General features: G+C 62.1%; 24 protein-coding genes. 11 read left to right on the forward strand and 13 right to left on the reverse strand.

Annotated features, from left to right (window positions below):
- The first annotated feature begins 5 nt into the window (after window positions 1–5).
- Window positions 6–824, forward strand: coding sequence for an IclR family transcriptional regulator (locus Q3C01_RS00455; protein ID WP_458142994.1), 819 nt, complete (start codon window positions 6–8; stop codon window positions 822–824).
- A 133-nt stretch (window positions 825–957) separates the two neighbouring features.
- Here Q3C01_RS00455 and ctlX read toward each other — a convergent pair whose 3' ends face one another.
- Both ctlX and Q3C01_RS00465 read right to left on the reverse strand, forming a co-directional pair.
- Complete coding sequence (ctlX, locus tag Q3C01_RS00460) at window positions 958–1,884, reverse strand: citrulline utilization hydrolase CtlX (RefSeq protein WP_458143203.1); 927 nt, start codon at window positions 1,882–1,884, stop codon at window positions 958–960.
- A gap of 2 nt (window positions 1,885–1,886) precedes the next feature.
- Window positions 1,887–2,936 carry an ornithine cyclodeaminase gene (locus Q3C01_RS00465; RefSeq protein ID WP_458142996.1) on the reverse strand — a complete coding sequence of 350 codons (1,050 nt, stop codon included), beginning with the start codon at window positions 2,934–2,936 and terminating at the stop codon, window positions 1,887–1,889.
- Between the two features lie 121 nt (window positions 2,937–3,057).
- Here Q3C01_RS00465 and Q3C01_RS00470 point away from each other — a divergent pair, with 121 nt between their 5' ends.
- Window positions 3,058–3,483 (forward strand): Lrp/AsnC family transcriptional regulator, encoded by a 426-nt coding sequence (locus tag Q3C01_RS00470; RefSeq protein WP_458142998.1) that lies wholly within the window; start codon window positions 3,058–3,060, stop codon window positions 3,481–3,483.
- 116 nt (window positions 3,484–3,599) lie between these two features.
- Here Q3C01_RS00470 and Q3C01_RS00475 read toward each other — a convergent pair whose 3' ends face one another.
- On the reverse strand, window positions 3,600–3,857 hold the full coding sequence (locus Q3C01_RS00475) for a hypothetical protein (RefSeq protein ID WP_458142999.1): 258 nt from the start codon (window positions 3,855–3,857) through the stop codon (window positions 3,600–3,602).
- 337 nt (window positions 3,858–4,194) lie between these two features.
- On the opposite strand from Q3C01_RS00475, the gene Q3C01_RS00480 reads away from it, so the two are divergent.
- Window positions 4,195–4,569, forward strand: coding sequence for a hypothetical protein (locus tag Q3C01_RS00480; protein ID WP_449379937.1), 375 nt, complete (start codon window positions 4,195–4,197; stop codon window positions 4,567–4,569).
- Between the two features lie 16 nt (window positions 4,570–4,585).
- On the opposite strand, the gene Q3C01_RS00485 is transcribed toward Q3C01_RS00480, so the two are convergent.
- Entirely contained in the window at window positions 4,586–5,860 is a 1,275-nt protein-coding gene (locus tag Q3C01_RS00485; protein WP_458143001.1) for a polysaccharide deacetylase family protein, read from the reverse strand.
- A 183-nt stretch (window positions 5,861–6,043) separates the two neighbouring features.
- Window positions 6,044–6,844, reverse strand: coding sequence for a polysaccharide deacetylase family protein (locus tag Q3C01_RS00490; protein ID WP_458143002.1), 801 nt, complete (start codon window positions 6,842–6,844; stop codon window positions 6,044–6,046).
- Window positions 6,845–6,926: 82 nt separating this feature from the next.
- Here Q3C01_RS00490 and mgtE point away from each other — a divergent pair, with 82 nt between their 5' ends.
- The 4 genes from mgtE (at window position 6,927) to Q3C01_RS00510 (ending at window position 10,636) form a co-directional block, all read left to right on the forward strand.
- Window positions 6,927–8,348, forward strand: coding sequence for a magnesium transporter (gene mgtE, locus Q3C01_RS00495; protein WP_458143004.1), 1,422 nt, complete (start codon window positions 6,927–6,929; stop codon window positions 8,346–8,348).
- 156 nt (window positions 8,349–8,504) lie between these two features.
- Window positions 8,505–8,801, forward strand: coding sequence for a helix-turn-helix domain-containing protein (locus tag Q3C01_RS00500; protein WP_458143005.1), 297 nt, complete (start codon window positions 8,505–8,507; stop codon window positions 8,799–8,801).
- 106 nt (window positions 8,802–8,907) lie between these two features.
- On the forward strand, window positions 8,908–9,726 hold the full coding sequence (locus Q3C01_RS00505; RefSeq protein ID WP_458143007.1) for an aldo/keto reductase: 819 nt from the start codon (window positions 8,908–8,910) through the stop codon (window positions 9,724–9,726).
- A 49-nt stretch (window positions 9,727–9,775) separates the two neighbouring features.
- A complete protein-coding gene (locus tag Q3C01_RS00510; protein WP_458143008.1) occupies window positions 9,776–10,636 on the forward strand; it encodes a hypothetical protein in 861 nt (286 codons plus the stop codon).
- A gap of 148 nt (window positions 10,637–10,784) precedes the next feature.
- Here the strand turns inward: Q3C01_RS00510 and Q3C01_RS00515 are convergent, their stop codons facing one another.
- Together Q3C01_RS00515 and Q3C01_RS00520 are read right to left on the reverse strand one after the other, a co-directional pair.
- Entirely contained in the window at window positions 10,785–11,480 is a 696-nt protein-coding gene (locus Q3C01_RS00515) for a HEAT repeat domain-containing protein (protein WP_458143010.1), read from the reverse strand.
- A 151-nt stretch (window positions 11,481–11,631) separates the two neighbouring features.
- A complete protein-coding gene (locus Q3C01_RS00520) occupies window positions 11,632–12,561 on the reverse strand; it encodes a YiiG family protein (RefSeq protein WP_458143011.1) in 930 nt (309 codons plus the stop codon).
- Window positions 12,562–12,756: 195 nt separating this feature from the next.
- Here Q3C01_RS00520 and Q3C01_RS00525 point away from each other — a divergent pair, with 195 nt between their 5' ends.
- Window positions 12,757–13,734, forward strand: a complete 978-nt coding sequence (locus tag Q3C01_RS00525; RefSeq protein WP_458143013.1) for a tetratricopeptide repeat protein — start codon at window positions 12,757–12,759, stop codon at window positions 13,732–13,734.
- Window positions 13,735–13,777: 43 nt separating this feature from the next.
- Here the strand turns inward: Q3C01_RS00525 and Q3C01_RS00530 are convergent, their stop codons facing one another.
- The 3 genes from Q3C01_RS00530 to Q3C01_RS00540 form a co-directional block, all read right to left on the reverse strand.
- Window positions 13,778–14,884 carry a DUF6892 domain-containing protein gene (locus Q3C01_RS00530; RefSeq protein ID WP_458143015.1) on the reverse strand — a complete coding sequence of 369 codons (1,107 nt, stop codon included), beginning with the start codon at window positions 14,882–14,884 and terminating at the stop codon, window positions 13,778–13,780.
- A 415-nt stretch (window positions 14,885–15,299) separates the two neighbouring features.
- The gene (locus tag Q3C01_RS00535; protein WP_458143016.1) at window positions 15,300–15,845 is read right to left on the reverse strand and encodes a hypothetical protein; all 546 of its coding nucleotides are present in this window, start codon (window positions 15,843–15,845) and stop codon (window positions 15,300–15,302) included.
- A gap of 38 nt (window positions 15,846–15,883) precedes the next feature.
- Window positions 15,884–17,188 carry a YadA-like family protein gene (locus tag Q3C01_RS00540; RefSeq protein ID WP_458143017.1) on the reverse strand — a complete coding sequence of 435 codons (1,305 nt, stop codon included), beginning with the start codon at window positions 17,186–17,188 and terminating at the stop codon, window positions 15,884–15,886.
- A gap of 294 nt (window positions 17,189–17,482) precedes the next feature.
- Here Q3C01_RS00540 and Q3C01_RS00545 point away from each other — a divergent pair, with 294 nt between their 5' ends.
- Window positions 17,483–18,493 carry an AraC family transcriptional regulator gene (locus tag Q3C01_RS00545; protein WP_458143018.1) on the forward strand — a complete coding sequence of 337 codons (1,011 nt, stop codon included), beginning with the start codon at window positions 17,483–17,485 and terminating at the stop codon, window positions 18,491–18,493.
- A gap of 140 nt (window positions 18,494–18,633) precedes the next feature.
- Here the strand turns inward: Q3C01_RS00545 and Q3C01_RS00550 are convergent, their stop codons facing one another.
- Entirely contained in the window at window positions 18,634–20,193 is a 1,560-nt protein-coding gene (locus Q3C01_RS00550) for a hypothetical protein (protein ID WP_458143019.1), read from the reverse strand.
- Between the two features lie 182 nt (window positions 20,194–20,375).
- Here Q3C01_RS00550 and Q3C01_RS00555 point away from each other — a divergent pair, with 182 nt between their 5' ends.
- Window positions 20,376–21,221 (forward strand): FkbM family methyltransferase, encoded by an 846-nt coding sequence (locus Q3C01_RS00555; protein WP_458143020.1) that lies wholly within the window; start codon window positions 20,376–20,378, stop codon window positions 21,219–21,221.
- Between the two features lie 3 nt (window positions 21,222–21,224).
- Window positions 21,225–22,010: a class I SAM-dependent methyltransferase gene (locus Q3C01_RS00560; RefSeq protein ID WP_458143021.1), complete on the forward strand. Its 786-nt coding sequence runs from the start codon at window positions 21,225–21,227 to the stop codon at window positions 22,008–22,010.
- Between the two features lie 227 nt (window positions 22,011–22,237).
- On the opposite strand, the gene Q3C01_RS00565 is transcribed toward Q3C01_RS00560, so the two are convergent.
- Both Q3C01_RS00565 and Q3C01_RS00570 read right to left on the reverse strand, forming a co-directional pair.
- Window positions 22,238–25,150 (reverse strand): tetratricopeptide repeat protein, encoded by a 2,913-nt coding sequence (locus tag Q3C01_RS00565; RefSeq protein ID WP_458143022.1) that lies wholly within the window; start codon window positions 25,148–25,150, stop codon window positions 22,238–22,240.
- 398 nt (window positions 25,151–25,548) lie between these two features.
- Window positions 25,549–26,286 carry a DUF599 domain-containing protein gene (locus Q3C01_RS00570; RefSeq protein WP_458143205.1) on the reverse strand — a complete coding sequence of 246 codons (738 nt, stop codon included), beginning with the start codon at window positions 26,284–26,286 and terminating at the stop codon, window positions 25,549–25,551.
- Between the last annotated feature and the right edge of the window lie 58 nt (window positions 26,287–26,344).

Raw genomic sequence — 26,344 nt, forward strand, 5'->3', positions numbered from 1 at the left:
GTCTGATGGATGATCCGTCCAGCGTTGGTCCTTCCGGAAGTCTGCCGCGCGCCGTCGCCTTGCTGCGTGCGCTGGCCGCGTGCGGCAGCGACGGGATGCGGTTGACGAATGCGGCCGAGACGGCTGGACTGACGCCAGCCTCGGCGCACAGATTGCTTCGCATGCTGATCGACGAGGGCTTGGTCGTGCAGGATGCCCGCAGCAAGCATTATCGATTGAGCATCGAGTTTTTTGCGCTTGCCGCCCGGGCCGGAAACCCCGGCAATCTGCGCGAGGTTTGCCGGCCGGCCCTATTGCGGCTGTCGGCGGCCTTGGGCGATACGGTCTTTCTTCTGGTGCGCAGCGGATATGATGCAGTCTGCCTCGATCGCTGCGAAGGACCGGTGCCGATCCGCTCTTTCACCGGCGATATCGGCGGCAAGGTGATCCTTGGGGTCGGGCAGGGCAGCATGGCCATCCTCGCTCACCTGCCTGAGGCGGAGCGTGAGGAGGTGATACGTTTCAACCTGCCGCGCCTTCTCAATTTCGGCCTGTTCGACGAGGTGTTCTTCCGCAATGAGATCGAGCGAGTGCGGGAGAGCGGTTACGCCGCGCGCGGCACCGGGCTTCTGCCGGGCATGGCCGGTGTTGCTGTTGCGATCCTTGATCGCGAGCGACAGCCGCTTGCCGCGATCAGTATTGGCAGCACAATCGAGCGGCTCAATTCGGAGCGTTTGCCGACTGTGGTCCAGGTGCTCAGGCGCGAGGCCGAGGCACTGGCACAGAAGATCAACCCGTTCGATACCGCCTTGCGGAGACCCGGGCAATATGCCGGTTCGTATTGAGATGTCCCATGTGCACCAACTCCGCCGCGAGCTCAACTGACTGCCAACGGTGTTGCCGTCCGCGGTTGCGGGAAATCGTGCGGACCGATCAATACATAGACGGGGAGGTGAAGAGGGGGGACGCCTTCGGACCTTACCGGGTCGCGAGGTGAATGCCAGCGAGCATGCAGCGCACGGAGCCGCCGGCGAGTTCGATCGTCGGCACGTCGATCGGAAGCAGCGTGATATGGCGTTCAAGGGCGGCGATCTGGTCCTTCCGCAGGGCCTTCAGGGCACGTGATGAGAGGGCCAGGATCCTGCCAGTCTTGCTCTGGAGCTCGATCGCATTTCCCGCGAATTCGTTGAGTTGATCGTGACTGAGGTCGAGGACGACGCGACCCGTGTTCGCCAGCCTCTCCGCAACCTCGGCGCGCCTCGCCGTGTCGCGAATGGTGGCAAGCCCGATCAGGCAAACGTCGGTCCCAATGCACATCAATACGTTCGTGTGGTAGATGGCTCGACCGGCCTTATCAACGGCGTCGAATATCATCGGCTCAAAATTGAAGTGGGTGCAGAAGCGTTCAAGCGCGACTTCGTTGGTGCGGTTCGACCGCGCGGCATAGGCGACACGCTCGATGTGATCGAGCACCATGGCACCGGTCCCTTCAAGATAGACGCAGTCCTGCTCGAGGCCGGAATAGTCGATCACATCCTGGACGCGGTAGCGATGCTTGAGCATGTCGATGATGTCGTGTCGTCGCTCGTTGCGCCGGGTCGGCGAGAACATTGGATAGAGCGCAACGTGACCGCCGGCATGAGTTGAGAACCAGTTGTTGGGGAAGACGGAATCCGGGCTCGCGATGCCCTCATCCTCAAACAGATGGACAGTTATCCCGGAGGATTCCAGCCGCTGTGCGGCATTGGTGACCTCGTGATAGGCGGCTGCGGCAGTTGCTGCATGTGCGCGCCCGGTATCGCCGGCCTGGAACGCGTTGTCAGCCGCCGTTGCCGGATTCGGACTGAATTGATGTGGACGGATCATGACCACGCTCGCGGGGGCCTGCGCGGAGGGCTTTTGCATCATTACTGCACTCCGAGGCTGGCGTATATCGGCGCCCTTCGCTCGCACAACAAACCGAAGAGATCGCGTGGATCGACCGGTTCGGCGAGCAGATCGATGTCGTCATAAAAATCTGTTCCGTCGACGAGGTCGTCCAGGAAGCGTAGCGCGGAGAAATCCTCGGTCGCAAATCCCACCGAATCGAAAATGGTGATCTGCTCGCGCGAGCTTCGTCCGCGCACGTCGCCCGCGATCACCCGCCATAGCTCGGTGACCGGAAAGTCCGAGGCCATCTGCTGGATTTCGCCCTCTATTCGCGTTTGCTCGGGAAACTCGACGAAGACGTCACCGCGCAGCAGGATTTCTCGCTGCAGTTCCGTCTTTCCGGGACAATCGCCCCCGACCGCGTTGATATGGATTCCGCTGCCAACCATGTTGTCGGAGAGGACGGTGGCCCTGAGTTTATCGGCGGTCACAGTCGTGATGATGTCCGCGCCACGGACCGCGTCGTGCACGCTTCGGGCGGCTTCAATTTCGAAGCCGAAAGATGCGAGATTGGCGATGAACTTTCTCGTTGCCGCGGCCTCGATGTCGTAGACGCGAAGGTGGCGCATGCCGAGCAACGATTTGAAGGCCAGTGCCTGAAACTCTGACTGCGCCCCCAGCCCGATAATGGCCATTGTTCGGGAGTCGGCACGGGCGAGATATTTGGCGGCGAGCGCCGAGGTGGCTGCCGTTCGTAGTGCCGTCGTGATGGTCATTTCGGCAAGCAATCGGGGATAGCCGGTATCGACATCAGACAGGAAGCCGAACGCCGTCACCGTCTGAAGTCCGGCCCGCGTGTTCTTGGGATGACCATTGACATATTTGACACCGTAGAGACTGCCGTCGCTGGTTGGCATCAGCTCGATGACGCCGTCGCGCGAATGGCTGGCCAGGCGCGGCGTCTTCTCGAAGGCAGTCCAGCGGCGGAAGTCCTCTTCGATATAGGACGAAAGACCGACCAGGTACGGCTCGACGCCGATTGAGCGCACCAGCCGCAACATGTTCTCCACCCCGACGAATCGGACCATCTTCTGCTCCTTTTGCTGGGAGCAGTGTTAATTTTTGCAATTTGCATAGAAAATGGGAATATATAGCAATTTTGTATGCTAAATTGCCCATTATGTAGGATCATGGAAAGCAATTTGCACAATGCACATCCTTGATGATCTGGACCATCGCTTGGTCGCTGCCCTCCGGGAGGATGGACGAGCTCCGATCTCGAAGCTTGCGACCATTCTCGGCGTGTCGCGCGCCACGGTGCAGAGCCGGCTCGACCGACTTCTGGAATCCGGCGCGGTGCTGGGCTTCACCCTGCGGGTCCGGCAGGACTACGACTCAAACACGATCCGAGCGATCATGATGATCGAAGTCGCGGGCCGCTCTACGACCGCGGTGATCAAGCGGCTTCGCGGCCTTCCGGAACTTCACGCGCTTCACACCACCAATGGTGGTTGGGATCTGATTGCGGAAATCCGCGCGTCCGGGCTCAGCGACTTCGATCGTGTGTTGGGCAAGGTGCGCACGATCGATGGAATCTTGAATACCGAGACCAGCATTATGCTGAGCTCAATCTGAGAAGACTGCTCGCGTCACCGGGATGCCCGGCAAACCATTGAAATCGCAGCAAGTGCGACCGCCTTCCGGGCGCACGAGCCGCGAAAAATCAAGTCTTGAGTAAGGGGCAGAGCTGCTCAGCCATATTCCTCGCCGATGCCGTATTCCCGGTAGATCTCGAGTGGATCGGTTTCGGGGAACAGGCGGCATTTTGCCTGGGCGAGGTGCAGGCTGACGGCCGCCGGCTCCTTGCCGCTGGCGAGCATCTTCCGGATGTCGTCCATATGTGCGCGCGGCTGGTGCTTTGGCGCGAGCTGCTCCAGCGCGACCAGCGCGGTTGCCAGCGCCTCGGTGAGCACCCAATCGTCGTGGCCCGTGATTCCCTTCTTCGGCATCGGCAGACCCCACATCGGCAAGTCTGGTGGCAACGCAGTGTAACGCGACTTCCGCTGAATCTCCATTGAGCCGATGCGGCCGCCGCCGTCCACGCGGCGTCGCGGCAAGCCGCCTGCGCTCTCTTGCATTATGGCCAAGCGTAGCTAAAAGGCGCACGCGCGCATCAGCCACCCGGTCGATTCCCGGCCTGCGCCGCGCAGGCACTCTTATCTTTGCTGCAACAATGTTGGCGTAGACCAGCACCCACAGCATTCCAGGCCGGCCTTTCCGGCTTGCGTCCAATATCTCCGCAATTCGCAACGTCGCACGGTCGCGCCGCCCTTCGCTGGAGCCAGCATGGTCTTTTTAAGCTTCGTCTACCGCTTCGTGACCAACTTCGCGTTCCTGGCGATGGTCTATTTCAGCCTGAACTTCATGGAGAAGTATCCGAACCGCGCGATACTCGCGATTCTCGTGCTGGTCTATTCCGGCATGCGCGCGGCCTCGACGCTGCGCGCCTTCTATTTTTACCAGAAGATCGAGAAGCTGGAAGGCGAGACGCGGCGCCTGCAGGCGCCGATCAATGACGGCAGCGGCGGAACCAATGCCCGCAAGCAGATCGTGACCGATGTGGCGCGGTTGCGCCGCGACGGCGAGCTCAAGTCCTATATGGACCTGTTCTTCCTGGCGCTGATCGTGCTGCTATGCGTCGCTGCCATCGTGCGGCAGTAGACGGCTTGTAAGGATTTTACTGCTGCCGCTTCTTCAGGCTCGCGAGCTTGGTCGGGCGTGCCGCGCTTGCGTTGGCGTTTTGCGCCATGTGCTTGGCCGTGGTGCGTGCGGCCGGCGCGCGTCGGCCACCATGGGCGGCGACCGCCGCTGCCCGGCCGCGGCCCTTTGCGTTCCTCGATGAGATCGCATCGGCCGCGCTGGCCCGCGCCAGCGTCGTCGCGACGTGGCGCGCCGCCGTCGCGGCGAAGAGCACTTCGAGCGAGCCTTCCTTGATCTCGAAAAGGTCCCGGCTCGGAACCGGCAGGTTCTCCGCGCCGGCCTTCGCGACGCCCCAGTGCGACGAGGCCACCCGGCGCGGCAGCTCGGCATTCAGATCCGACAGCAGTGGGGCCGGCAGCGTTTCGCTCCGCGTGAAGACGAAGTTCGGAATCCTCGGCCAGCGCACCGCGGCCACATTCTCGCTCGCAGGATGCAGCAGCCATTCGACCGGCTCGGTCGGCGTCGCCGGCCGATCGGCAGTCGCCGGCACCACATGCACGATGCGATAGCCGCGTGCCTTGAGGTCCTGGATGATCTTCGGCAGCGCCGCCACCGTGCGCGGCTGGATGTCGTGCAGGAGCAGAATGCCCTTGCCCTTGGCCTCCAGCCGCTGGATCGCGAGCTGATGGACGCGCTCGGGCGAGACGTGCCGCCAGTCGTCGGCCGGGAAATCGGCGCTCCAGACCTGGATGCCGCGCGAGATGAGATAGTTCTCGACGGCATCAGCGCGCAGCAGCCCGGGAATCCGGAAGAACGGCGCCAGCGCCGACGGATCGGTCATCGCCGCCGTGGTCCACTGGATGCCGCCTTCGATCTCGGCCTGCGCCTTCTCGATCGGCATCTTCTCGAAGGTCAGGGGATGGGTGAGGCTGTGCGTGCCGACGGTGTGGCCGGCCGCGACCAGCTTGCGCACGCCCTCGGGGTTCGCCTTGGCCTGATTGCCGATGGTGAAGAAGGTCGCCTTGATGCACTCATTGGCCAGGATCTGAAGCACCTGGTTCGAGTATTTCGGCAGCGGTCCGTCATCGAAGGTCAGGACCACCTCGTGATCCCTCAGCGGCAGCGTTTCCCGGTACTGCATTGTGCCGATCCGCGGATGCTCGCGGGGGTCGACCACGATCGTGCGCGAGGTGCCGAGCGCGTCGGGATGGCCGGGACAGTCGGCCGCGAGCGCGGCGGCAGGGCCGGCCGTCAAAAATCCGAGGCAGACGATCCAGGACCGTGTTCGGTAGGAAACTCTACGACCGATCATTGCTCTCCGTTTGCCCTCGTACGCGATCCGCGACCGAACATCCATGCGACGCCCGAACCTTGGTCGAAGCCCGGCCGAAATGGTTCAGGCGCGGGTCCCTGGTCGAATTTGCATGGCCTAGCATGAACGGAAGCTTAATTGCCTCGCGATCACGCCATTTTGGGCCGCCGTGACATTCCGGCATCAATGCGCATTGGCGTTCTTTTCCGTCGCCGCCGGGACAATGTGAACGACGTGGTAGGCGTTGTCGTGCAGGTACCGCAGGAAGGCCGGCATCATGGCCGCGGTTCGCGCCTGCGCGTCGTGAAACAGGATGATTCCCTTCTTGGCGGCCTCGAGCCGCTCCGTGACCTTCTTCAGCTCCTGCTCTGGGGTGATGTCGTCCCAGTCGTTCGCCCAAAGGTCTGCTCCAAACACGGCGATGCCGCGCGACTGGAGCAGATCGAGCGTCGCCGGCGTGGAATCGAAATAGGGGAAGCGGAAGAACGGCGTCGACGGCGTGCTGGTCGCCACGCCATTGAGTGCCTTCTCGTCGGCTTCGATCCCGCGGTCGATGTTCTCCTTTGCCTTTTCGAAGGAGATTTTCGATGCCATTGGATGCGACCAGGTGTGATGCGCCACCGTGTGACCTTCGGCAGCGATCCGCTTCACCAGTGCCGGGGATTCCGCTGACGACTGGCCGACCAGGAAGAAGGTGGCGCGCACGCATTCATGAGCGAGTGCCGCCAGCACCTTTTGAGTGTGCGGGGGCCGGGGCCCGTCATCGAAGGTCAGCACGACCTCGTGATCGGCGAGCGGCAGGGTCTGCGGAAAGCTCTTCAGCCCGACCCGCGGATAGGCCTTGGCATCGACGCTGAGCACGCGCGCGGTGCCGAGCGCATCCTGGCGTGGGCAGTCGGCCGCGTCCGCCGCCGTGGTGCCGGCAAGCACAGCCGCCGCGACGGCGACCGACAGGGGCCATTGGTGCAGACGCATCTTTCTCATTGCGCTCGATATTGCCTTGTGACTATTGCCTGAACTCCAGCTCAGACCAATTGATCCATCCTGTCAAACGGCGAGGCGCGCCTTGGACGAACATATGGACGTTGCCGAGGCCGCCGGGGCCTCGGTCCTCGAGCACGTTCCCATGCGTAACGAAGATGGCGAAATTCGTCACGAATTCGTCGCGGAGATCGCACGGGCCATCGAAGCCTCCGACAGCACCCAGTTGCGGGCCATCGTCGCGGAACTGCATGAGGCGGACCTCGGCGACCTCATTGGCGCGCTGGAGCCGGACGACCGCGTCCGGCTGGTCGAGCTGACGGGGCGCGATTTCGACTTCTCGGCCCTGAACGAGGTCGACGAGGCCGTGCGCGAGGAGATCCTCGAGGAACTGCCCCCGGAAACGGTCGCCGAGGGTGTCCGCGAGCTCGAATCCGACGACGCCGTCGAGCTGCTCGAGACCCTCGATGAGGCGGATCAGGAGGAGATTCTCGAGAAACTGCCACTGCCCGAGCGCGTCGCGCTCGAACGCAGCCTGCTTTATCCGGAAAACTCAGCCGGAAGGCGGATGCAGACCGAGTTCATCGCGGTGCCCCAGGATTTCACCGTGGGCCAGGCGATCGACTACATGCGCGAGACGCCCGATCTGCCGGACCGCTTCTACGAGATCTACGTCGTCGACAAGGACCAGCACTGGCAGGGCGCCGTTCCGCTCGACGTGCTGTTGCGCGCTCGCCGCCCGGTGCCGCTCGCGGATCTCTGCGACGAGGATCGCCGCCGCGTCTCCGTCCTGGAGGACCAGGAGGAGGTGGCGCGCATGTTCGGCAAGTACAATCTGGTTGCTGCTCCCGTCGTCGATACCCAGGATCGCCTGGTCGGCGTCGTCACCGTCGACGACGTCGTCGACGTCATCGAGGAGGAGGCGGACGAGGACCTGAAGGCGCTCGGCGGCGTCACCAGCGACGAAGAACTGTCCGACAGCGTGCTGACCATTGCGCGCGCCCGCTTCAACTGGCTCCTGGTCAATCTCGCCACCGCGTTCCTGGCGTCTTCCGTGCTCGGCCTGTTCGAGGGGCAGCTCGAGAAAATGGTGGCGCTCGCCGTGCTGGCGCCGATCGTGGCCAGCCAGGGCGGCAACGCCGCGACCCAGACCATGACGGTCGCGGTGCGGGCGCTCGCCACCCGCGAACTCGGCTCTTCCAACGCCTGGCGCGTGGTGATGCGCGAGACCTTCGTCGGCCTCGTCAACGGCCTCGCCTTTGCGGTGATCACCGGCATTGCCGCGGTGGCCTGGTTCAAGATCCCGGGCCTCGGCATCGTCATCGGCCTTGCGATCATCTGCAACCTCGTCGCCGGCGCGCTCGGCGGCATTCTGATCCCCATGGGGCTCGAACGGGTGCGGGCCGATCCCGCGGTCGCCTCCGGCACCTTCGTCACGACGGTGACCGATGTCGTCGGCTTCTTCTCCTTCCTCGGCATTGCGAGCTTGTGGTTCGGGCTGAAATAGGCGTGGGAGTTCGTAGCCCGGATGGAGCGAAGCGTAATCCGGGTTTTTGCCCCAAGTGACAGCCGGTCCCGGATTGCGCTTAGCTCCATCCGGGCTACCGGCGACTATCATTAATCCGAACTTAAGCCACCTCGATCATGATCGCTCCGCTTGGGGATGAACATGCGGTTGCGGCTGAAAGCGGACGGACGGATCGTCGAGTTGCGGGACGGGCAGGAGCTTCCGCTGCAAGACGCGGCTGCGCCGAGCGAAGCCCGCCCGCTTGAAGTGCGCGACCTGCGCCGTCGCGCCTGTCTCACCCAGATGGAGTTCGCCGCAAAACTCGGCGTGCCCGTCGAGACCATCCGCAACTGGGAGCAGGGCAAGCGCGCGCCGCGCGGACCTGCGCGGGCGCTGCTCGCGGTGATCGCGCATGCGCCCGACACGGTCTTCCGGGCGCTCGCCAAGGCCTGACGATAAGGCTCATCCGGCCAATCCGGATATCGCCAGCCGCCTCGGTTGGCAGCCGCGGGCTCGGGGTCCATAATGCAACCGGGGGCGAGCGAGGAGAGGATTCCTCATGCTGTTCGTCGAGGCCAATGGTGCAAGCATTCCGGCTCTCGGGCTCGGGACCTGGGAGCTGAGCGGCCGGACCTGCGCGCGCGTGGTGGAGCAGGCGCTGCGGCTTGGCTACCGCCATATCGACACGGCGCAGGTCTACGACAATGAGCGCGAGGTCGGCGACGGTGTTCGCGCCTCCGGCGTGCGCCGCGACGACGTGTTCATCACCACGAAGGTCTGGACCAATCATTTCGCCCCCAACGATCTCGAGCGCTCTGTCAAGGAAAGCCTGGTCAGGCTTCGGCTGCCGTCGGTCGATCTGTTGCTGCTGCACTGGCCCAATCCGCACGTGCCGCTTGTCGAGACGCTCGGCGCGCTGGCGCATGCCAAGCGGCTCGGGCTGACGCGGCATATCGGCGTCTCCAACTTCACGGTGGCGCTGATCGAGGAAGCGATCGCTGCGTGTCCGGAGCCGCTGGTCTGCGACCAGGTCGAGTTTCATCCGTATCTGGATCAGAGCAAGGTGAGGGCGGCCTGCGACCAGCACGGTCTTGCAGTCGTCGCCTACAGCCCGATCGCCAGGGGGCGCATCAAGAACGACGAGACCATGGCCGGGATCGGCCGAGCCCATCGCAAGACAGCCGCGCAAATCTGCCTGCGCTGGCTGGTACAGCAGAACGTCGTCGCCATCCCGCGCACTTCGCGCGTCGAACGTCTGTCGGAAAACATCGAGATCTTCGACTTCGAATTGTCGCCCGACGAGATGAGCCAGATTGCCGCGCTCGCTCATCCCAAGGGCCGGCTGACCGATTTCGGCTTCGCGCCGAAATGGGATTGAGGCGCCGCATTCATATGCTAGGACCGTGGATAGCAACCGAAGTTGGGCCATGGATTGGCGGCGGATCATACGGACGGACCTCGCGGCGTCGGCCGTCGTGCACCTGACGCTGGTCGCGCTGATCGTCCTGATCAGCGAGGTGCATCCGTTCCATCCCCCGCCGAGCGACACGGTCGCCGTCGACATCGTGACGCCGGAGGAACTGAAGCAGAAGGAGCCGGAACCGACGCCGTCGCCGCAACTATCGTTGCCCGAGCTCACCGCAAAGGACAAGGCGGAAGCGCCTGCGCCGCCACCGCCTCCGCCGCCGCAACCAGCACAGCAGCCATCGCCGCTGCCGACGCCACAGGCTTCACCGCAGCCGCAGCCTTCGCCCACGCCGATCAAGCGCGAGGCCAAAGCTCAACCGCAGCCTCAGCCTCAGCCTCAGCCTCAGCCGGAACCTGCGCCGCAGGCCCCGAGCTACAAGCAGCCGGAGCCCGACGTCACCCTCAAATACGGCGTGATGCTGGGCTTGCCCGCCGAGCTGCCGCCCCTGTCGAAAGACGCCGCCAAGGAGAGCGACTCTGGCGGTGGCGCCGCGACCACCGAGGCGGCCAAGCTTCCGGCCAACGTTATCGCCGAATTCCGCCGTCACCTGCGAAGCTGCGCCAAGCTGCCTGACACGATCGCGCCGTCCGACAACATCCACATCAAGATGCGCACCTTCATGACGACCGACGGCCAGCTCGCCACCGTCCCTGCACTGATCGAGGCCAGCGCATCGCCCGCCAAGGGCCTCGCCCTGATGCAGGCCGCCAAGGCCGCGCTCCAGGCCTGCCAGCCCTACACCATGCTGCCGGCCGACAAGTACGAGGAGTGGAAGGTGCTGGATCTGACGTTTACGCCGAAGGATTTCGGGGCGTCGTAGGTTCCGTCATCGCGGGTGAAGTCGGTAAATCTAATTTCGTTTTATCGAAATCAACCCCATGCAAAGTAGGGATTGACCGCCGCGTCGACCGGCAACACAAGATCTTGTGGCCTCGAAGGTCGAACGCGAGTCGGTTAAATGCACTGGTTTAGCGCTTCTCAATCTGACCTATGGCCTTCTCGGCCGCCGTTCGCACGCTTTCATCGAGATCGCTTTCCAGGAGTTGTCGCAATACTGGAATGGCGTGTTGTGCTGGCCGACCTATAGAGCCGAGCCACCTAGCAGAACTCTCTCGAATTCCCGCATCCTGGTTTTCAAGCCCTCTCAGTAGATCGTCAATCGCGCTCGCGCTGGCGCCATCGATTGTGTGGGCATAAGCCACAATGCCGGATATTCCTTCAAGTCTCATAGGAGGCCAGTAGCCATTCTCCGCAAGGAGCACTTCTGGATCTTCAGTAGAGCGCATAAACAATTTATACCGTCGCCCAGGCACAAGGTCATGTTCAATTCCCGACCCGTGCTTCTGGGGGCAGACTTTTGGATTTCCACGGCCGTGTACTCTCAGGTCCTTATACGCAGCTACATTCGGTCCTTCGGATATCTCCCCCTTGAATACTGCATCGACTCGAATATCGTAACGATGGTCACCCCCTCTGAAGCTATGGCCAGCGGCCGGCTTGGCCAGAACAACCGCCTCGACGACTATCGACGCTTGTGCTTTCAACTCCTCGCCGGATAGCCGGGAAATCACGCACGCCCTGGTAGGGCTTGTTGCGGAAATCGTAAAAACAATCAGGACATGTAACAGCTTTAGACGCATGTTGGTGCCTAAGAACGTCTCCATCTCGCAACCACAACCGTAGCGAAACGGGAAACTACGTTGACAGCGCTGGTCACTGTGATCGCGTAGTTGTAATTGCACAGCGTTTTGAGCGAAGCCCGCGACCGGACTCGATTTGTCGGTGGAGCGTCAGGAAAGCCCGTCGGCCGTCAGTTCAACGGAATGCGTTCGACATCGTCACCATCATGTTATACCGCTGGATGACGCCGTTGTAGTCCATCGAGTACGTCATGTTGTCGGCGTGGCCCTTGGCGATGTTGTCGCGCATCTCGCGCAATTTGCCGAGAATATCTCGCGGAGCCGAATCGATCGAGGTGGATTTTCCGGATTCGCGGATCGCCGTATCGAAGTCACGCACGGCGTTGCCGAAAGCCGCAAGCGCCGCATCGAACTGCTGGAGGTCTGCGCCGCCCTTCGGGTTCGAAGGCATCAGGTCGACCGCCTTCTTCGCCAGTGTCATGGTGTTGAGTACGTGCCAGCGCACGCTTTTGCCTTCGGCCTTTTCGATCTTCGCCAGTTGCTGACGGTCGAGCATGTCCTTGAATTGGTTTTGCAGTGCCTCGGTCGCGGCGCGCGCAGCGAGAAACGCCGTCGCCGCCGGCACCAGCTTTTCATGCAGCTCCTTGCCGCCGGCCATGTTGTCGGAAAGATAGTCCTTCCGATGGTAGTAGGCTTCCGCTTCGTTCAGGATCGGAATCAGCGTTTCGAAGGTCGAGGCGAGCTGCCTCGTCGCGTCGTCGAGCGCAGGGATCGCCGGCTTGTCGCCCGCTGCCTTGCGCGCCTTCTCTATCGCGTCCTTGGCCGACGATCCGACCGAATACAGGCCATAGATGATGCGCTCCTTGCCGGTCGGGCCGCGCTTCACATCGACCCAGCTCAGATACCTGTTCCAGGATTCCTTGCCGCGCAACGAGGCGTTCAGGAGGCCGATGACGCCGTTGGACTTTGCGATGTAACGATCCGTGTCCGAATCCGCGATCTCGTGCAGGCCAAGATCGGGAGGCGGCGATTGTTGTTGCTGTGCCATGGCGGTTGCACAATGCAGGATAACCGCGGCAGCGACGATCGTAGACGAGATTTTCAAGAGCGCCCTCATGAGTAAATCCGGCCGTGCATGATGGACGGCCGCTTCCCCCGTTGTTCGTCGCAGGATGCCGTCTGCCGGTTCAAGCGACCGGCCACGAACGTCGGACAGCCACTTCTCCCCGCGATCTCTGAACCGCAGCCTTTGCAACAGCGACAAAAGGTCCGTGAAAATCCGCTAGTCGTCGGACCAAACATGGCATCGCCGCAATCTCACCGTACCATCCTCTCGTTCAACCACCTCAACCGCTGGCTGGTCGCTCTCGCGATCGTATTGGTTGGTTCGGCTTTTGCGGGGGAAGACGCCGCCGTAGCGCAGACCGATCGCGGGACCGCCGCACAATCAAGCCGCAGCGACGAAGAGATCGCACGTTACGACGATATCGTGCGCCGGTTCGGCACGTCAGACGAAGCCAGCTCGCGCGTGAAGGTCGCGGAGGCGCTGCGTTACAAGGCCATGACCCTAGGCTACTCGGGCTACAAGGCCATCATCCGAGCCAACCCGGGTAAACGAAACGAAGCTTTCAACGAAGCTATCGCGGTCTGCGACGATCTCGTGCGCCGGTTCGGGACGGCGACCGAGCCAGCATTGCGCAAGGAGGTCGCGGAGGCGCTTGTCTACAAGGGCAACGCCCTCGGGCTACTGGATCGCAACGACGAGGAGATCGTTGCTTACGACGATGTCGTGCGCCGGTTCGGGGCCGCGAGCGAGCCAGGGTTGCGCGAGCAGGTCGCGGAGGCGCTGCGCTGGAAGGCCATGACCCTGGCCTCCCCGGGTCGAGGAAGCGAAGCTTTCAACGAAGCTCTCACGGTCTACGACGATCTCGTGCGGCGGTTCGGGACAGCAAGCGAGGCGCGGTTGCGCGAGGAGGCCGCGAGGGCACTTAACGAAAAGAGCGACGCACTCAAACGATTTGACCGTAACGAGGAGGCGATCGCGGTCTATGACGATGTGGTCCGGCGGTTCGGGGCCGCGAAGGAAAAGGGATTGCGCGAGGAGGTCGCGGATGCTCTGCTTAGCAAGGGCTCATTGCTCGAACAATTGGGCCGGCCCAAGGAAGCCATCGCGGTCTATGACGACGTGATAGGTCGGTTCGGGACAGCGGAGGAAGAGGAATTGCGCAAGGCGGTCGAGAATGCTCGACACAAGCGAGGCGTCATTCTTCGGCAATGACCTCGTGATCCGGGTCGGCGCCGTTCAGCCCTCCGGTGCGCTGTCATTCGAACGCCGACGGCGGTGGTCCATCACAAGAAATGAATTGGACGCGGATTTTTACGCCGCGACCGCGTAACGTCTCCATGACCAGACGCGACGGATGACCTGGCGTCGTGACGTCGGCAAAGATCTGATTGCCCCAGAGATGGCATTCCCCGAGTGCGGGCAGATTGAGCAGCGCCTCGATATTTGAATAAGGCCCAATGGTCAGCGTGAGTCGGGTCAGCTTTGGCAGACGCCGAAGCGGCGCGCTCTTGAAGTCGAACACATCCACAGTCGGCAGATCCAAAAGCTCCGTCACATTCCTGCAAAGCTCGATGCCATCGACGCTTTGAACGTCGAACTCATTCGATTCCCCGGACCAAAACGGCCAAATGTAGGAATGGATCGATGATCCTCCATCGGCGCAATCGATGCGTTCGACCGCACCCAGTTGGTCGGCCGTTAGCGGATAGCGCACGAGATAGTCGTAGACGGGGCGAATGAATTCATAGCCTTTCGCATCGATATCAAAGGGCCGGCCATGCACAAAAGAGGCAAGCTCGCGCTTTGTACCAAGATGGATGATGTTGCGATCAAGCAGGTCGCTCAGGACTGCCAGCTTGAAATTGGGGTCACGGAACGGGTGTCCTGGTGGCTCAGTTGGCGCCGGGTACACCATATCGACTTTCGCAGGAAACACCGCCTTTTCGCTGACGAACCCGATCACGCGCAGCTCGTCGAACAGAAACTGAAGGCGCAGGGTTGTGTTTGCATCGAGTTTCACAGAACCGAGAGTCGGCATGGGATGCTGGCCGGAGCGAATAAGGAGGTCGGGATAGACGAGTTGTGCCTTACGAAGCGGCATGCCCGCCCGAAGTCCGGCAATATCCACGTCAGGCGAAAACGGTGGATTGACCCACAGCGTGCCATATTCGACGCGGCCGACCACCCCGCTGACGTCGATCTGGGCGACGAAAGCGTGACTGTGCCGGAGGCACATGACCTTGCCTTGCTCTTGCGGCAGAGGTCCGCGCCATCTGTCGCCCATGAGCTGACGCAGCGATTGCAGGGAATCTCCAGGCCGAACGGCCGCGAGCGATCGCAGAAAATTCAGCTCATCCGACATCAAGCAATTCCAACTGGGTGCGATGCCCCGTTGGTCGTCGGCGGGCTCAACAAGGTTCGAATTACGGTAAATTGCGGGGACAGTGCAGTTAATTGCCATCGCTTCACCTGCCTGGCCTTCGTGCGGCTTCGGTCCGTGCCTTCCGGGGCCCGCGGCGAGATGCCGAACGATGCAAGCTCAAGACCGGGAAAGTGAGCGTAAAATTGCCTCGCAGTGAAAGGGTGCGTTGTAGACCGGCTCCATACCCACTTTCATGAACCTCCGGCAGCAGGGTTCGCGCCACTGCGCGCTCCGGTCGCTCTCCGGCAGGGGGAGAGGAATTCACGAGGTATGCCAGCTTGCGGCAATAGACGCAGCCCAGTCGCATGACAGTGCGAAGGGTTCAGCGCAAATCGCGAGCTTGGACATGGGGCTCTCACTGCGGCCTTGCCGCTGGGACGGGCTGCGCTTTCTGGTTCGCGGCCAGCGGAGGCGGCTTGGCACTGGCGGAAGGAGGCTGATTCACCGGAGCAGGCATGGGCGCGGCGGGAACCGCCGATCCGATCGAGACCGAAATACCGAACAAGCGCCATTGCCCCTCGACTGGCGCATAGATGAGGTCAAAGAAGATTTGCGACGGCACCGAGGGAAAAAAACCAGCCAGGCGCATCAGGCCGTTGGCTTCGATCTGCGGGAGCAGGCTGAGTTGAGGATCGATTGCGACGACACCCGAGAGATCGAGGTGCTCGGCGCGTTGCCTGGCGAAAATCTGGGAAAGTTGTTCAGCGCTGTTGACCCTAAAGCCGGGCGCGCCGAGCTCGCGCAGCACCGTATAGTTGCCGGTCTTGTTGGCTTGATCGAGCGCGATCAGCGCGGTGCGAACCAGGATCAGAACCCCATTTCGATCGATCTGCACTCGCGGCGCCTGTGTCGGCGTCGCAGCCTGCACGCCTGCCCAGCACGTGAGGATGACGACCAGCACTGCGAGGTGTGGCGCGGAACGACAGAGAGCGCCCAATCTCACCACGCGAATGTAACGCCGACCCTACTTCCGATGCCGCCCTGTTGGAATCCCGCGCCGACGCCGGCATTTAACACCGCATAATCATTAAGGCGCATCTGCGCGACGACGCTGGCGGCATTCTGGCCACGAAAATTGCCCCAATTGGTGGAGACGGCGAATTTCTTGTCGGCCGGCAACGCGCTGCCGCCCATTGAAATGGCGATCGCGGTTCCCTCGAACGACTGCTTCATCTCCTGTTGCAGGATGCCGACGCTAGACTGGAGTCCCGAGACGGTAGACTGCAATCCAGAGACGGTGGACTGCAATCCGGAGATATCCGGCACCGTCAGGTTCGTCGTTGCCAAGTGCCCCGCCGCATCTGTCGTCACCAGCGAGACAGGGCCACTTTGCGCGGCAAGGCTCGCGGCCGACGTGAGGCCTGCAAGCTTGTAGGTATTCGATGCCGTGCCGACCGCCACCTGGTTGGTCGCTGTCGCGGTCGCGCCGTAGCCGAACGCGGCGGAATTGGCAAAGCCCGCCGCCGCACCATTACCCACCGCCGTAGCGCCGTAGCCGCTGGCCGTGCTGCTCGCTCCAAAGGCCGAGCTGCCTGTACCGCTCGCTACGCTATTTGCGCCGCTGGCAGTCGCATTCGCTGCATTCGCCTGGGCACTATAGCCGACGGCCGTGGCGTTGGTTTGACCCGCAGCGGTTGAGCCGGCCGCGGCAAACGAGCCAATAGCCGTGGTCCCGTCGTTCGCCCACGAATCACCCGCCGACACAAAGCCGCCGAGCGGCCCGCCGGCCAATGTCCAAGCGCCCAATGCGGTCGAGCCCTTGCCCGTTGCCTGCGAAATAGCGCCTACGGCCGTCGAATTTCTTCCAGAGGCCTGGGCGGAGGCATAGGGGCTGTCTCCGCTGCCAACCGCGGTACTGTTATCACCAGTCGCAGTGGCGAGTACGCCAACGGCCGTCGCTGAGGCTACCTGTCCTGCCAGAGCCGTCGATCCTGCGCCGCAGGCAAATTCGGTGTTGCTGTTAGCGTTCTCTACGCAGGTCGCCGTGGTGCCGGAGCCGGTAACTTGCTGCGCCCGCGCGCCAATGGTCAACGCGGTCGACAAGAGTGCCGCCCCCGCCGCAAGCGCCAAAGCACGCATCAATCCTCCAGAGATGGCGCGGATGCGGAAACCGGTCCAGTTGCATGGCTGCGCAAGCGGTGCCTTGCTGTAGGTGGCCGCGGGCGAGCCTCCGGCGGCTGCTACGCCGATGCCAAGGCTCGCGCCACTGCCGATGTTGGACGCGATAGATCTTGAAATTCGCACGAGAATTCTCCCACCGGCGATAGGTTCGGCTGTGACTTATCGGATGCGGAGACGAAGCTGTCTTGGTGAAACCGGAACAGCCGATAGGCCAATCCGGCCCTCTGGCTGCCTGCGAGCGGCTTGTGGCTCGATCGACACAGGTCAAGCATTGTCCCAAACGGAACGCTGCATGGGCGTTACGGCGAGATGTAGCGATCGATTAGGCGTTGTCGCATGATTGGAAATCATGCGACGACGCGTCGGCGCGTCGGCCATTTGAACCGGCAGCCGCCCGGGTGCGACCGAGGACGACGAGTGCTCTTACAGGCCGGGGGGCCCATGCAGGATCTACAACCGTTTCGGCACGTTCGGATTTCCACGCAGGACATTCCCGAAAAAAAACGCCTCGCCACCTGGCGCGAGATTTATGGGCGAGGGATTGCCAGTGTCGATATCGATCCGATCGGCGATGCGCCGTTCCATGCCGATGTCACCTTCAGCCTGATGCCGGACGTCTACATTGCAGCCGGCTCGCGATCCCCCGCGCACTACCGCATCACGCGCGAGCTTGCGGGGCGGAGCCGCGATGGCATCACGATCAGCATCTTGCGGAGCGGAGCCGCCAGCGCCACGCAATTCGGCAAGGAACTGATAAGCGGAGTTGGCAGCGCCAGCGTGTTGACGTCTGACGCTCCGTCGACGAGCAGTTTGCATTCTGAGGGGAGCTTCATCACTCTTGGCTTGTTGCGCCCGGCTATTGCCGCGCTTGTTCCGAACCTTTCGTCGGCCTTCGGCCGACCGATTCCGAGCGAGAACCGGGCGTTGCGTCTCCTGACCAGGTATCTCGATATCGTCCAGACCGGCGATGAATTGGGGAATCGCGAAATCGCCCATAGCGTGTCGACGCACATTCTTGATCTTGCCGCGCTCGCGCTTGGTGCTCGTGGCGACAGCGCCGATATCGCCAAACAGCGTGGGGCAAGGGCTGCACGCCTTGCGGCGATCAGGTCCGACGTCCTGCGCAGGCTTGGTCATGGCGATCTATCCGCAGAGGGCATCGCTGCGAGCCACAGAATATCATCGCGCTATCTGCGCAAATTATTCGAGGAAGAGGGCTCGTCGTTTTCCTCGTTCGTCCTAGCCGAACGCTTGATTGGAGCCCGGCGCATGCTGATTGATCGGTATTATGCCCATCTCAACATTGCGCAGATCGCTCATGAAAACGGCTTCAACGATATCTCCAATTTCAATCGGGCGTTCCGTCGCCAGTTCGGTGCCACGCCATCTGATTTCCGTGACGCCGCAAAACGGGAATGGCTGACCTGACGCTTCAATTGCGCCATCGAGCTCCACGAACCTGTCAATCGATCGCAGTAGATGATTGGGCTGAGCGTGCCGCGAGTCCAGTGCTGTCACCGTAATTGCGGTCGCGACGCCACACGATGCTTTGATCGGCGGATGACCAGCTACTTCTGCACCTGCACCTCAAACCCGCGAAGCGGCGCGACACATGTCGCACAATACTCCGCCCGCACAATGTCCGCGCCCGTGCAGGGCGGGTCCACCGCCATCAGGAAGCGCATGGGCTGGGTGATGAAGAAGCTGGACGACTCGACCCGGCAATAGCTCCGCGACTTCAGATAATCCGTGAGCGCACCGAGCTTCATGAAATGGCGGGAGGTGTCGGTGTAGCCGGCATAGTTGAACAGCTCGATTGGCGGCCGGTCATCTTCGCGAAGGGCTTCACGGAACGCCGTGACTTGCGCGGCGACAAACCCGACCAGCAGCAACGCGATGACGGGAGCTCGCCAGATCGTGCGAAGGTTGCCGAGACCTGAGGCTATCGAAACGAAGAGGAGGAACTGCGGTATGATGTAGTAGCGATCGGCAACGCTGGCGATCGAGAGCCGCAGCGCGGGGAAATAGGCAATCGTCCACAAGACGAACAGCGGCAGGATCAGTTGCTCCGGCGCGCTTCGTTTGGAGCGGAACGCTCCGAGCGCGGTCGCCGCGAATAGTGCGAGAAGCAATGCCATGCGCGCGTGCAGCGCGATCATCTCGACCGGGCCGGGCAGGTAGGAGACGACGCGCTCGAGCAGGATCACGCCCGATACCGTCCCGATAAAGCTGACATCGCCGATCGGCGAGGCGGCCAGCGAGAGCACCACGAAGCCGACAAGCAGCACATTGACGTATCTCGCGACGCGCCGCTCGGTGATCGCCCTCAGCACGTGCGGAAGAAGGCGGCATTCCAGACGAAGATAGGCATGCGTTGCGTACGCGACCAAAGCGAGGCCCACCAGCATCGCCGGCAGCGCCCGGCACACGAAGTTGCCGTCGCCGATGAAATATCTGGCGGACAGGACGCATTGAACAAGCAGGTTCAACTGCCCGATCAGCAGCAGCCTCGCGCTGCCTTCACCCGGCCATTTGAGCGCGACGAATGTTGCCGCCGCGGCAAAGGACAGCGCGGCAGCGGCAAAGATCGCGTGACTCCAGCATCCCAGCGAGAAGGTAAAGAGAAGAAGAAAGAGCCATTTCGGTCGGCTTCGACCTGGCTCCAGCACATGCGGGAGCGCCAGGAGTACGAGCGATAGCAGAAGGTTCTGCAATGCATTCACTTCCCAGGCGATACGACTGTAGAAGAGGAACAGGAGCGAGGACCCCATCAGCAGCACGAAGTAGATTGCTGCAGCTCCTCTTCTCCCGAGAGCAAGAACGGTGAGGCCCAGGGCCAGACTGTTCAGAACGACGCCCGCCAGCCGCAGGCTGCCGACGCCGGGCGAGATGATCGAGAAGATCACCGTCACGATCTCCGGGAAGAGCGATCCCGTGTAGCCGTTCATGCCCCGGAGCGTGAACATCCCGCGCGCCTCCTGCTCGAACGCGCGCAGGCCGACCCAGGCTTCGTCGCCGTGAAGACCGGGAAACGAATTCAGCCGAACGGACAGGGCGGCCGCGACAACGGCAATGATCACTGCCAGCAGGCCTGCGCAGGCGGTGTGCTTGTAACGACGCGGCTCCACGCCAGGGTGTGCAGAGGCCGGCCAAAGATGAGGATGCATGCGCGCCGGCCGCCGTCTGAATTCGCCGACGGTAGGCATATGTGGGAAAAGATCCCACGTCAAGCTAGCCGATCTCGGGATCAGCTTCGCACAAGCGGGCATTGGAATAGTGGCATCTGATCTAGGTTAAAGGAGATTCTGCAATGCCTATCGCGGGGCAAAAGCTGGCCTTTGTCTTGGCCTCGTCCAACCATGGAACGATGATAGTCAATCGATTCGACTATCGCATGGTCAGTCCTGACCGTGGCTACGGCGTGGGGTTTCAGATCCTGGAAACGGCCGCCTTCGATCCAGGCGAAGTGAGGGCAGCTCTCGACTTGTTGGCATTACGACGGCGGCACCACGGTGACGGAGTGATCGCCATTGATTGTGGCGCGAATATCGGCGTGCACACGATCGAATGGGCCTCGTCGATGACAGGCTGGGGTTCGGTGATTGCGATCGAAGCCCAGGAGCGGATCTACTATGCGCTGGCGGGCAACATTGCCATTAACAACTGCTTTAATGCGTTAGCGGTGCATGCTGCCGTTTCCTCCGAATCCGGCACGATGCAAATTCCAAATCCAAACTATCTTACGCCTTCCAGCTTCGGCAGCCTGGAATTGCGGCAGCGCCCGGGTAACGAATTCATAGGTCAGTCGATCAACTATACCGACAACACGGTGCCCGTACAAAAAATGACGCTGGACGAGCTCAACCTGCCTCGAGTCGATTTCATCAAGATTGATATCGAGGGAATGGAAATGGAAGCCCTTGCGGGTGCTTGGGAGACGATCAAGAAGTATCGCCCGATGCTGTTCATCGAAAAAATCAAGACGGATAACCGGCAACTCGAGCATTGGCTACGGGACAACGGCTACCAGTCGTTGGCTCTCGGCATCAACATTCTGGCAGTACATCAAAGCGATGAGTGTTCGAAGGATATCAACGGACTTCAAGGCTCCGGCCAGCATCCTGAAGCACGCGGCGTCGCGGAAGCAAATGCGTAGAGCATGTCAGTAGCTGAACTGGGACTCAGGCCGGTCTCGAAGGCGCACATGGCCTGCAAGATCTGCGGCGGCCGATCGCCGCTCTATGGCGTCGTCGACATGAACCGCCCTTGTGAGATTTCGAGAGACCAGCACACCCCGCTCTCGGGCATCCCGATCTATTATCGCCGGTGTGCAACCTGCGGCTTCCTGTTCACCGATGCGTTCGACGACTGGGGTCTCGGCGATTTCAAGACCCACATCTACAACGACGACTACCACATCTTCGATCCTGACTATCGCAGCAAGCGTCCGAGCGGAAACGCCGATTGGGTGGCCAACCTGTGGGCTCCTCACAAGGCCGGCATGAGGGTGCTCGACTACGGCGGCGGCAACGACGTGCTTTGTTCCAGATTGAGGGCGCATGGCTTCAAGGAAGCCGTCACCTACGATCCGATGGTCGAGGAGCATGCAGGTCAACCCAGCGGGAGGTTCGACTTGGTGACGTGCTTCGAGACGCTCGAGCACCTGCCTGATCCGGTGGACGGGATCGGCAGGATCGTCGAATTCGTGGGCGAGCCGGGTGCCGTGCTCTATTCCACGCTGACCCAGCCCGAGGACATATGCAATTCCGGTGTCGCCTGGTGGTACGTCGGGCCGCGCAATGGTCACATCTCGATCTTCACCAAACAGGCGCTGGCTGCGGCTTGGGGCAAATACGGCTTCAAGACGGCTTCCCTCAATGCTGGGGTCCATCTGGCCTTTCGCAATCTTCCCGCCAGCTGGGCGCTGAGGACGTCGCAAAGCTAGGCGAGGGCGCTGGTGTGCGGCACACCGTTGGGTCGATCGCGTCGTTGTGACACTGGTAAGACGACTCTGGTCTAGCCATGTCGCAATCGGGTCATAAAGCGAAATCCTCGGCGCAAGCACAAAGCTTCTACTTTGCCCCCGAGAGGGGGCAAAGACGTTGCACAACGAGCTGAGGCAGCATCTCGGGGGGGCTTCCCAATTCCTAAGGCCCCGGCTTTGCCGCGGGATTACTCTGCGCCGATCGTCCTTTTCTCCGGGCTCCAGCCAGCAATGACCTTGCGCAATTCGGTGCGCACCTGCTCGATGACTCCCGACCATTCGCGCGGCGCGTTTTGCCTGAACAGCCTCATGGACCGATACCACGGGCTGTCGTCGCGGTTCAGCAGCCAGCGCCAATCCGGGTTGAAAGGCAACATGGTCCAGACGGGAGCGCCCAGCGCGCCGGCGAGGTGAACGACGCCGGTGTCGACCGAGATCACCAGATCGAGACAGGAAATCAGTGCCGCCGTGTCGCTGAAATCCGTGAGCTGTTCCGTCAGGTCCACTGTGTTGGAACATTCGCCGAGGAACGCCCGGTCCTGATCCCGGACGCCTTTTTGCAGGCTGACGAACTGGACGTCGCAATCCAGGAGAGGAGCGAGCGTGCGCAGTGCCATCGACCGGTTGTGATCGTTCTTGTGATCCGGATTCCCCGACCAGACAAGACCGACACGGAAGCGATTGCGGGGGCCAATCCGGTCTTCAAGCCTGTTTTCCCAGGCCTTCACGCGCGCCCCCGGAGGCGCAGGAAGGTACGGCTCGGCGAACGGGATCGTATCGAGCCGCGTCCCGAACGCCAGCGGCAGGCTTCCAAGAGGACAGTGCAGGCCGAACGGCAGCGACGTCGAAGACGATCGGGCAGTACACGTTGCGACGCCGGGCACCCCGGCCAGGAGCCGCTGGATCGGAGGCTGGACCTCCAGGATGACTCGAGCGCCGAGCGCGGCCACCATGGGCACATAGCGCGCAAACTGAATTGCATCGCCCAATCCCTCGTCGGCATGAAGCAATATGGTCTTGCCTTCGATCGGCTGGTCACCAAGCCAAAGGGGGCGGGAAAAACCGCGACCGGCGAGGCCGAGGGACGATGCTTTCCAACGGGCCTCGCGTCCCAGCCAGCCCCGCGCAAAGTCTCCGGTCAGCAGCTGAAGCAGAGCGAAATTGAAAATCGTCGGCGCGCGGTCTGGGTCGATCGCCAAGGATCTGTGAAAGGTCGCGAAAGCTTCATCCAGCAATTGCAGATCCAACAATATCCATGCCTTGTTGGAAAGCGCTGCGGCAAAATCCGGACGAAGCTCGAGCGCGCGAGCGAAGCTCGCGAGTGCCTGCTCGATCCGGCCAAGTCTCGAATGAAGCAAGCCAAGGTTGTTGTGCGTTTCCGGCAGACCGGAGTCCAGTGCAATAGACTTCCCGTAGTCGGCCTCCGCTTCCTCGAACCGGTTCGCCTCTTGGAGGCAAACGCCGCGCATTTGATACAGAACTGCGGAATTCGGATTCAGTTTCTCTGCTACGTCCAGGTATTCCAGGGCTTCCGCATATCGGCCGAGATCAAACAGCAGCTTGCCGCAGTTATTCGCTGCCTCCAGGTATTGCGGATTCAGTTTCAGCGCCCGCTGGAAATGCAGCACAGCCTCGTCCATGCGCCCGAGTTGCCAGTGCTGATAGCCGAGGTAATTCGAGAGGAGCGCATCCTGGGGTTTGGGGGGCAAGGCCTTGCCCGGGTGTTGCCGCGGTTCCGACTGCCGCGCGGAAACCAGGCCCTCCAGTTCGAGGCGAACGCTGTCCACGACGCTGGCCCAGTCGCCTCTCCTGGGTTGCCTGAACAGCCTCATGGACGAATACCACGGGCTGTCGTCGCGGTTGAGCAGCCAGCGCCAATCCGGGTTGAAAGGCAACATGGTCCAGACGGGAGCGCCCAGCGCGCCGGCGAGATGGACGACGCTGGTGTCGACCGAGATCACCAGATCAAGGCAGGAAATCAGCGCCGCGGTGTCGCTGAAGTCCGTGAGCTGGTCCGTCAGGTCGACGATGTCGGAGCGTTCGCCGAGGAACGGGCGGTCCTGATCCCGGACGCCTTTTTGCAGGCTGACGAACTGGACGTCGCAATCCAGCAGGGGAGCGAGCGTGCGCAGTGCCATCGATCGGTTGTGATCGTTGTTGTGATCCGGATTCCCCGACCAGACAAGACCGACACGGAAGCGATTGCGGGGGCCAATCCGGTCTTCAAGCCTGTCTTCCCAGGCCTCCACGCGCGCCGCCGGAGGCGCAGGAAGGTACGGCTCTGCGAACGGGATCGCATCGAGCCGCGTCCCGAACGCCAGCGGCAGGCTTCCAAGAGGGCAGTGAAGGTCGAACGCCAGTGATGTCGAAGACGATCGGACGGTACACGTTGCGACGCCGGACACCTCAGCCAGGAGCCGCTGGAGCGAAGGGGGGACCTCCAGGATGACCTGAGCGCCGAGCGCGGCCACGATGGGCACATAGCGCGCAAACTGAATTGCATCGCCCAATCCCTCGTCGGCATGAAGCAATATGGTCTTGCCTTCGATCGGCTGGTGACGAAGCCAGAGGGGCTGCGAAAATCCGCGATCGACGAGGCCGAGAGACGCTTTCCAACGGGCCTCGCGTCCCAACCAGCCCCGCTCAAAATCCCCGGTCAGCATCTGAAGCAGCGCGAGATTCCAGATCGTGTGGGCATTGCTCGGATCTACCGCCTGCGATTTGTGGAAGGCCGCGAAAGCCTCATCCAGAAATTGCAGACTCCACAACGCCCGTGCCTTTTCGTTGAGCGCTGCGGAAAAATTCGGACGAAGTTCGAGCGCGCGATCGATGCTCGCTAGTGCCTGCTCCATCCGGCCAAATCTTGAATGGAGCGTGCCAAGGTTCTTGTGCGTCTCCGCCTCGCCGGGGTTCAGCGCAATGGACCTCTCGAAATCGGCCTGCGCCTCCTCGAACCGGCCCAACCGCTGGAAGCAAAGGCCGCGCGTTTGATGCAGAGCTGCGATATTCGGATTGAGCTTCTCGAACAGGTTGAAGCACTCCAGGGCTTCGGCATACCGGCCGAGATCAAACAGCGATTTGCCCTGCTTCGCGGCCTCCAAACTTCGTTTTGCGGCCTCCAGATTTTGCGGTGCGATCTTCTGGGATTGTTTGGCCGCAGCCCGGCGCTCTTGACGGTTCATAAGCTGACCAGGAAAAAGTGGACAACGTCGGATGGCTCGCCGATTTTCAGTCACGCGAGAAGGGGGCGTCCGTCGCACTTGCCTTCTCGTTCCGTCAGTTCGCGTTCAGCAATGCTGGCGGAGTCCACCGAGCGCGACCGTAGCATCCCGTTGAGGTCGTTTACGGCGCGAAGCTGGCGCGAAGCTGGCGCGGTTTCCTCGCAGGTCCTGTCCGCAGCGCAAATGCTGTCTCACGTCGGCAATCGGCCGCGCTGCACCTCGGCCGTTCATCCTTCGAGGCTCCCAGCGCAATGCTTTTGCACTGCGCGGCTCGCACCTCAGGATGACGGTTCACCGCCTTGCCATGACGATTGATCTAGCCCCTTCGGCGCCGCCCGCTCAGGCGCCATCGCCGCCCACGCGCTGGATGCAAACTGCCTTCGCCAGGTCACGATCACGACGGCCGCCGTCGTCACGAACAGCACCCAGGGGCTGACGAACCAGCCGAGATAGCCGAGCGCGAAGAAGAAGGCGCGCTGGCCGCGGTTGAAGTGCCGGCCCGCTGCCTCGAACAGGCGCGTGGTGCGGATGACGTGGGCCTCAGCCTCCGGCGTATCGCGCTGGGAGGCCGGCGGCATGCCGCCGAACAGGATCGCTACATAGTTGAAGAGCCGGTAGGCCCAGGCGAACTTGAAGAAGGCGTAGACGCAGATCAGGACGAGGCCGACGCACTTCAGCTCCCACAGCGCGGGCGAGGGGCTGAGATCGACGGGCAGCGCGCTCAGGATGGTGAGCGCGTCGTTGGTCGCCCGCAAGAGTGCCAGCGCGCCGCCGATCGCGAACAGGCTGGTGGAGGCGAAGAAGGCGGTGCCGTTCTGGAGCGAGGCCATGATCTGCATGTCGACCATGCGCGCCTCGCGGTCGAGCAGCCGGCGCACCCAGACCTCGCGGTAGCGGTTCATGCGCGCCGACAGGCTGTCGCGGCCATAGGCCGAGTGCTCCAGCGTGATGGCGTAGACAAACCATTCCAGCACGAAAAAGCCGACCGCGGCGATGTCGACCCAGTATCCGCTCATTGTGACCCCCTCATTGGCGCGCAGGATTGCCATGCATGTTTCGCCGCGGCAACGATTG

This window comes from Bradyrhizobium sp. UFLA05-109 (genome assembly GCF_054185165.1).

Coding starts and splice junctions, on each gene's coding strand:
- Q3C01_RS00485 (WP_458143001.1), bottom strand. CDS start 5,860: ATGATCGGTCGTAGAGTTTCCTACCGAACACGGTCCTGGATCGTCTGC.
- ctlX (WP_458143203.1), bottom strand. CDS start 1,884: ATGCAAAAGCCCTCCGCGCAGGCCCCCGCGAGCGTGGTCATGATCCGT.
- Q3C01_RS00570 (WP_458143205.1), bottom strand. CDS start 26,286: ATGAGCGGATACTGGGTCGACATCGCCGCGGTCGGCTTTTTCGTGCTG.
- Q3C01_RS00505 (WP_458143007.1), top strand. CDS start 8,908: ATGCTGTTCGTCGAGGCCAATGGTGCAAGCATTCCGGCTCTCGGGCTC.
- Q3C01_RS00480 (WP_449379937.1), top strand. CDS start 4,195: ATGGTCTTTTTAAGCTTCGTCTACCGCTTCGTGACCAACTTCGCGTTC.
- Q3C01_RS00555 (WP_458143020.1), top strand. CDS start 20,376: ATGCCTATCGCGGGGCAAAAGCTGGCCTTTGTCTTGGCCTCGTCCAAC.
- Q3C01_RS00515 (WP_458143010.1), bottom strand. CDS start 11,480: ATGGAGACGTTCTTAGGCACCAACATGCGTCTAAAGCTGTTACATGTC.
- Q3C01_RS00530 (WP_458143015.1), bottom strand. CDS start 14,884: ATGTCGGATGAGCTGAATTTTCTGCGATCGCTCGCGGCCGTTCGGCCT.
- Q3C01_RS00490 (WP_458143002.1), bottom strand. CDS start 6,844: ATGAGAAAGATGCGTCTGCACCAATGGCCCCTGTCGGTCGCCGTCGCG.
- Q3C01_RS00510 (WP_458143008.1), top strand. CDS start 9,776: ATGGATTGGCGGCGGATCATACGGACGGACCTCGCGGCGTCGGCCGTC.
- Q3C01_RS00525 (WP_458143013.1), top strand. CDS start 12,757: ATGGCATCGCCGCAATCTCACCGTACCATCCTCTCGTTCAACCACCTC.
- Q3C01_RS00500 (WP_458143005.1), top strand. CDS start 8,505: ATGAACATGCGGTTGCGGCTGAAAGCGGACGGACGGATCGTCGAGTTG.
- Q3C01_RS00455 (WP_458142994.1), top strand. CDS start 6: ATGGATGATCCGTCCAGCGTTGGTCCTTCCGGAAGTCTGCCGCGCGCC.
- Q3C01_RS00475 (WP_458142999.1), bottom strand. CDS start 3,857: ATGCCGAAGAAGGGAATCACGGGCCACGACGATTGGGTGCTCACCGAG.
- Q3C01_RS00560 (WP_458143021.1), top strand. CDS start 21,225: ATGTCAGTAGCTGAACTGGGACTCAGGCCGGTCTCGAAGGCGCACATG.
- Q3C01_RS00465 (WP_458142996.1), bottom strand. CDS start 2,936: ATGGTCCGATTCGTCGGGGTGGAGAACATGTTGCGGCTGGTGCGCTCA.
- Q3C01_RS00470 (WP_458142998.1), top strand. CDS start 3,058: ATGCACATCCTTGATGATCTGGACCATCGCTTGGTCGCTGCCCTCCGG.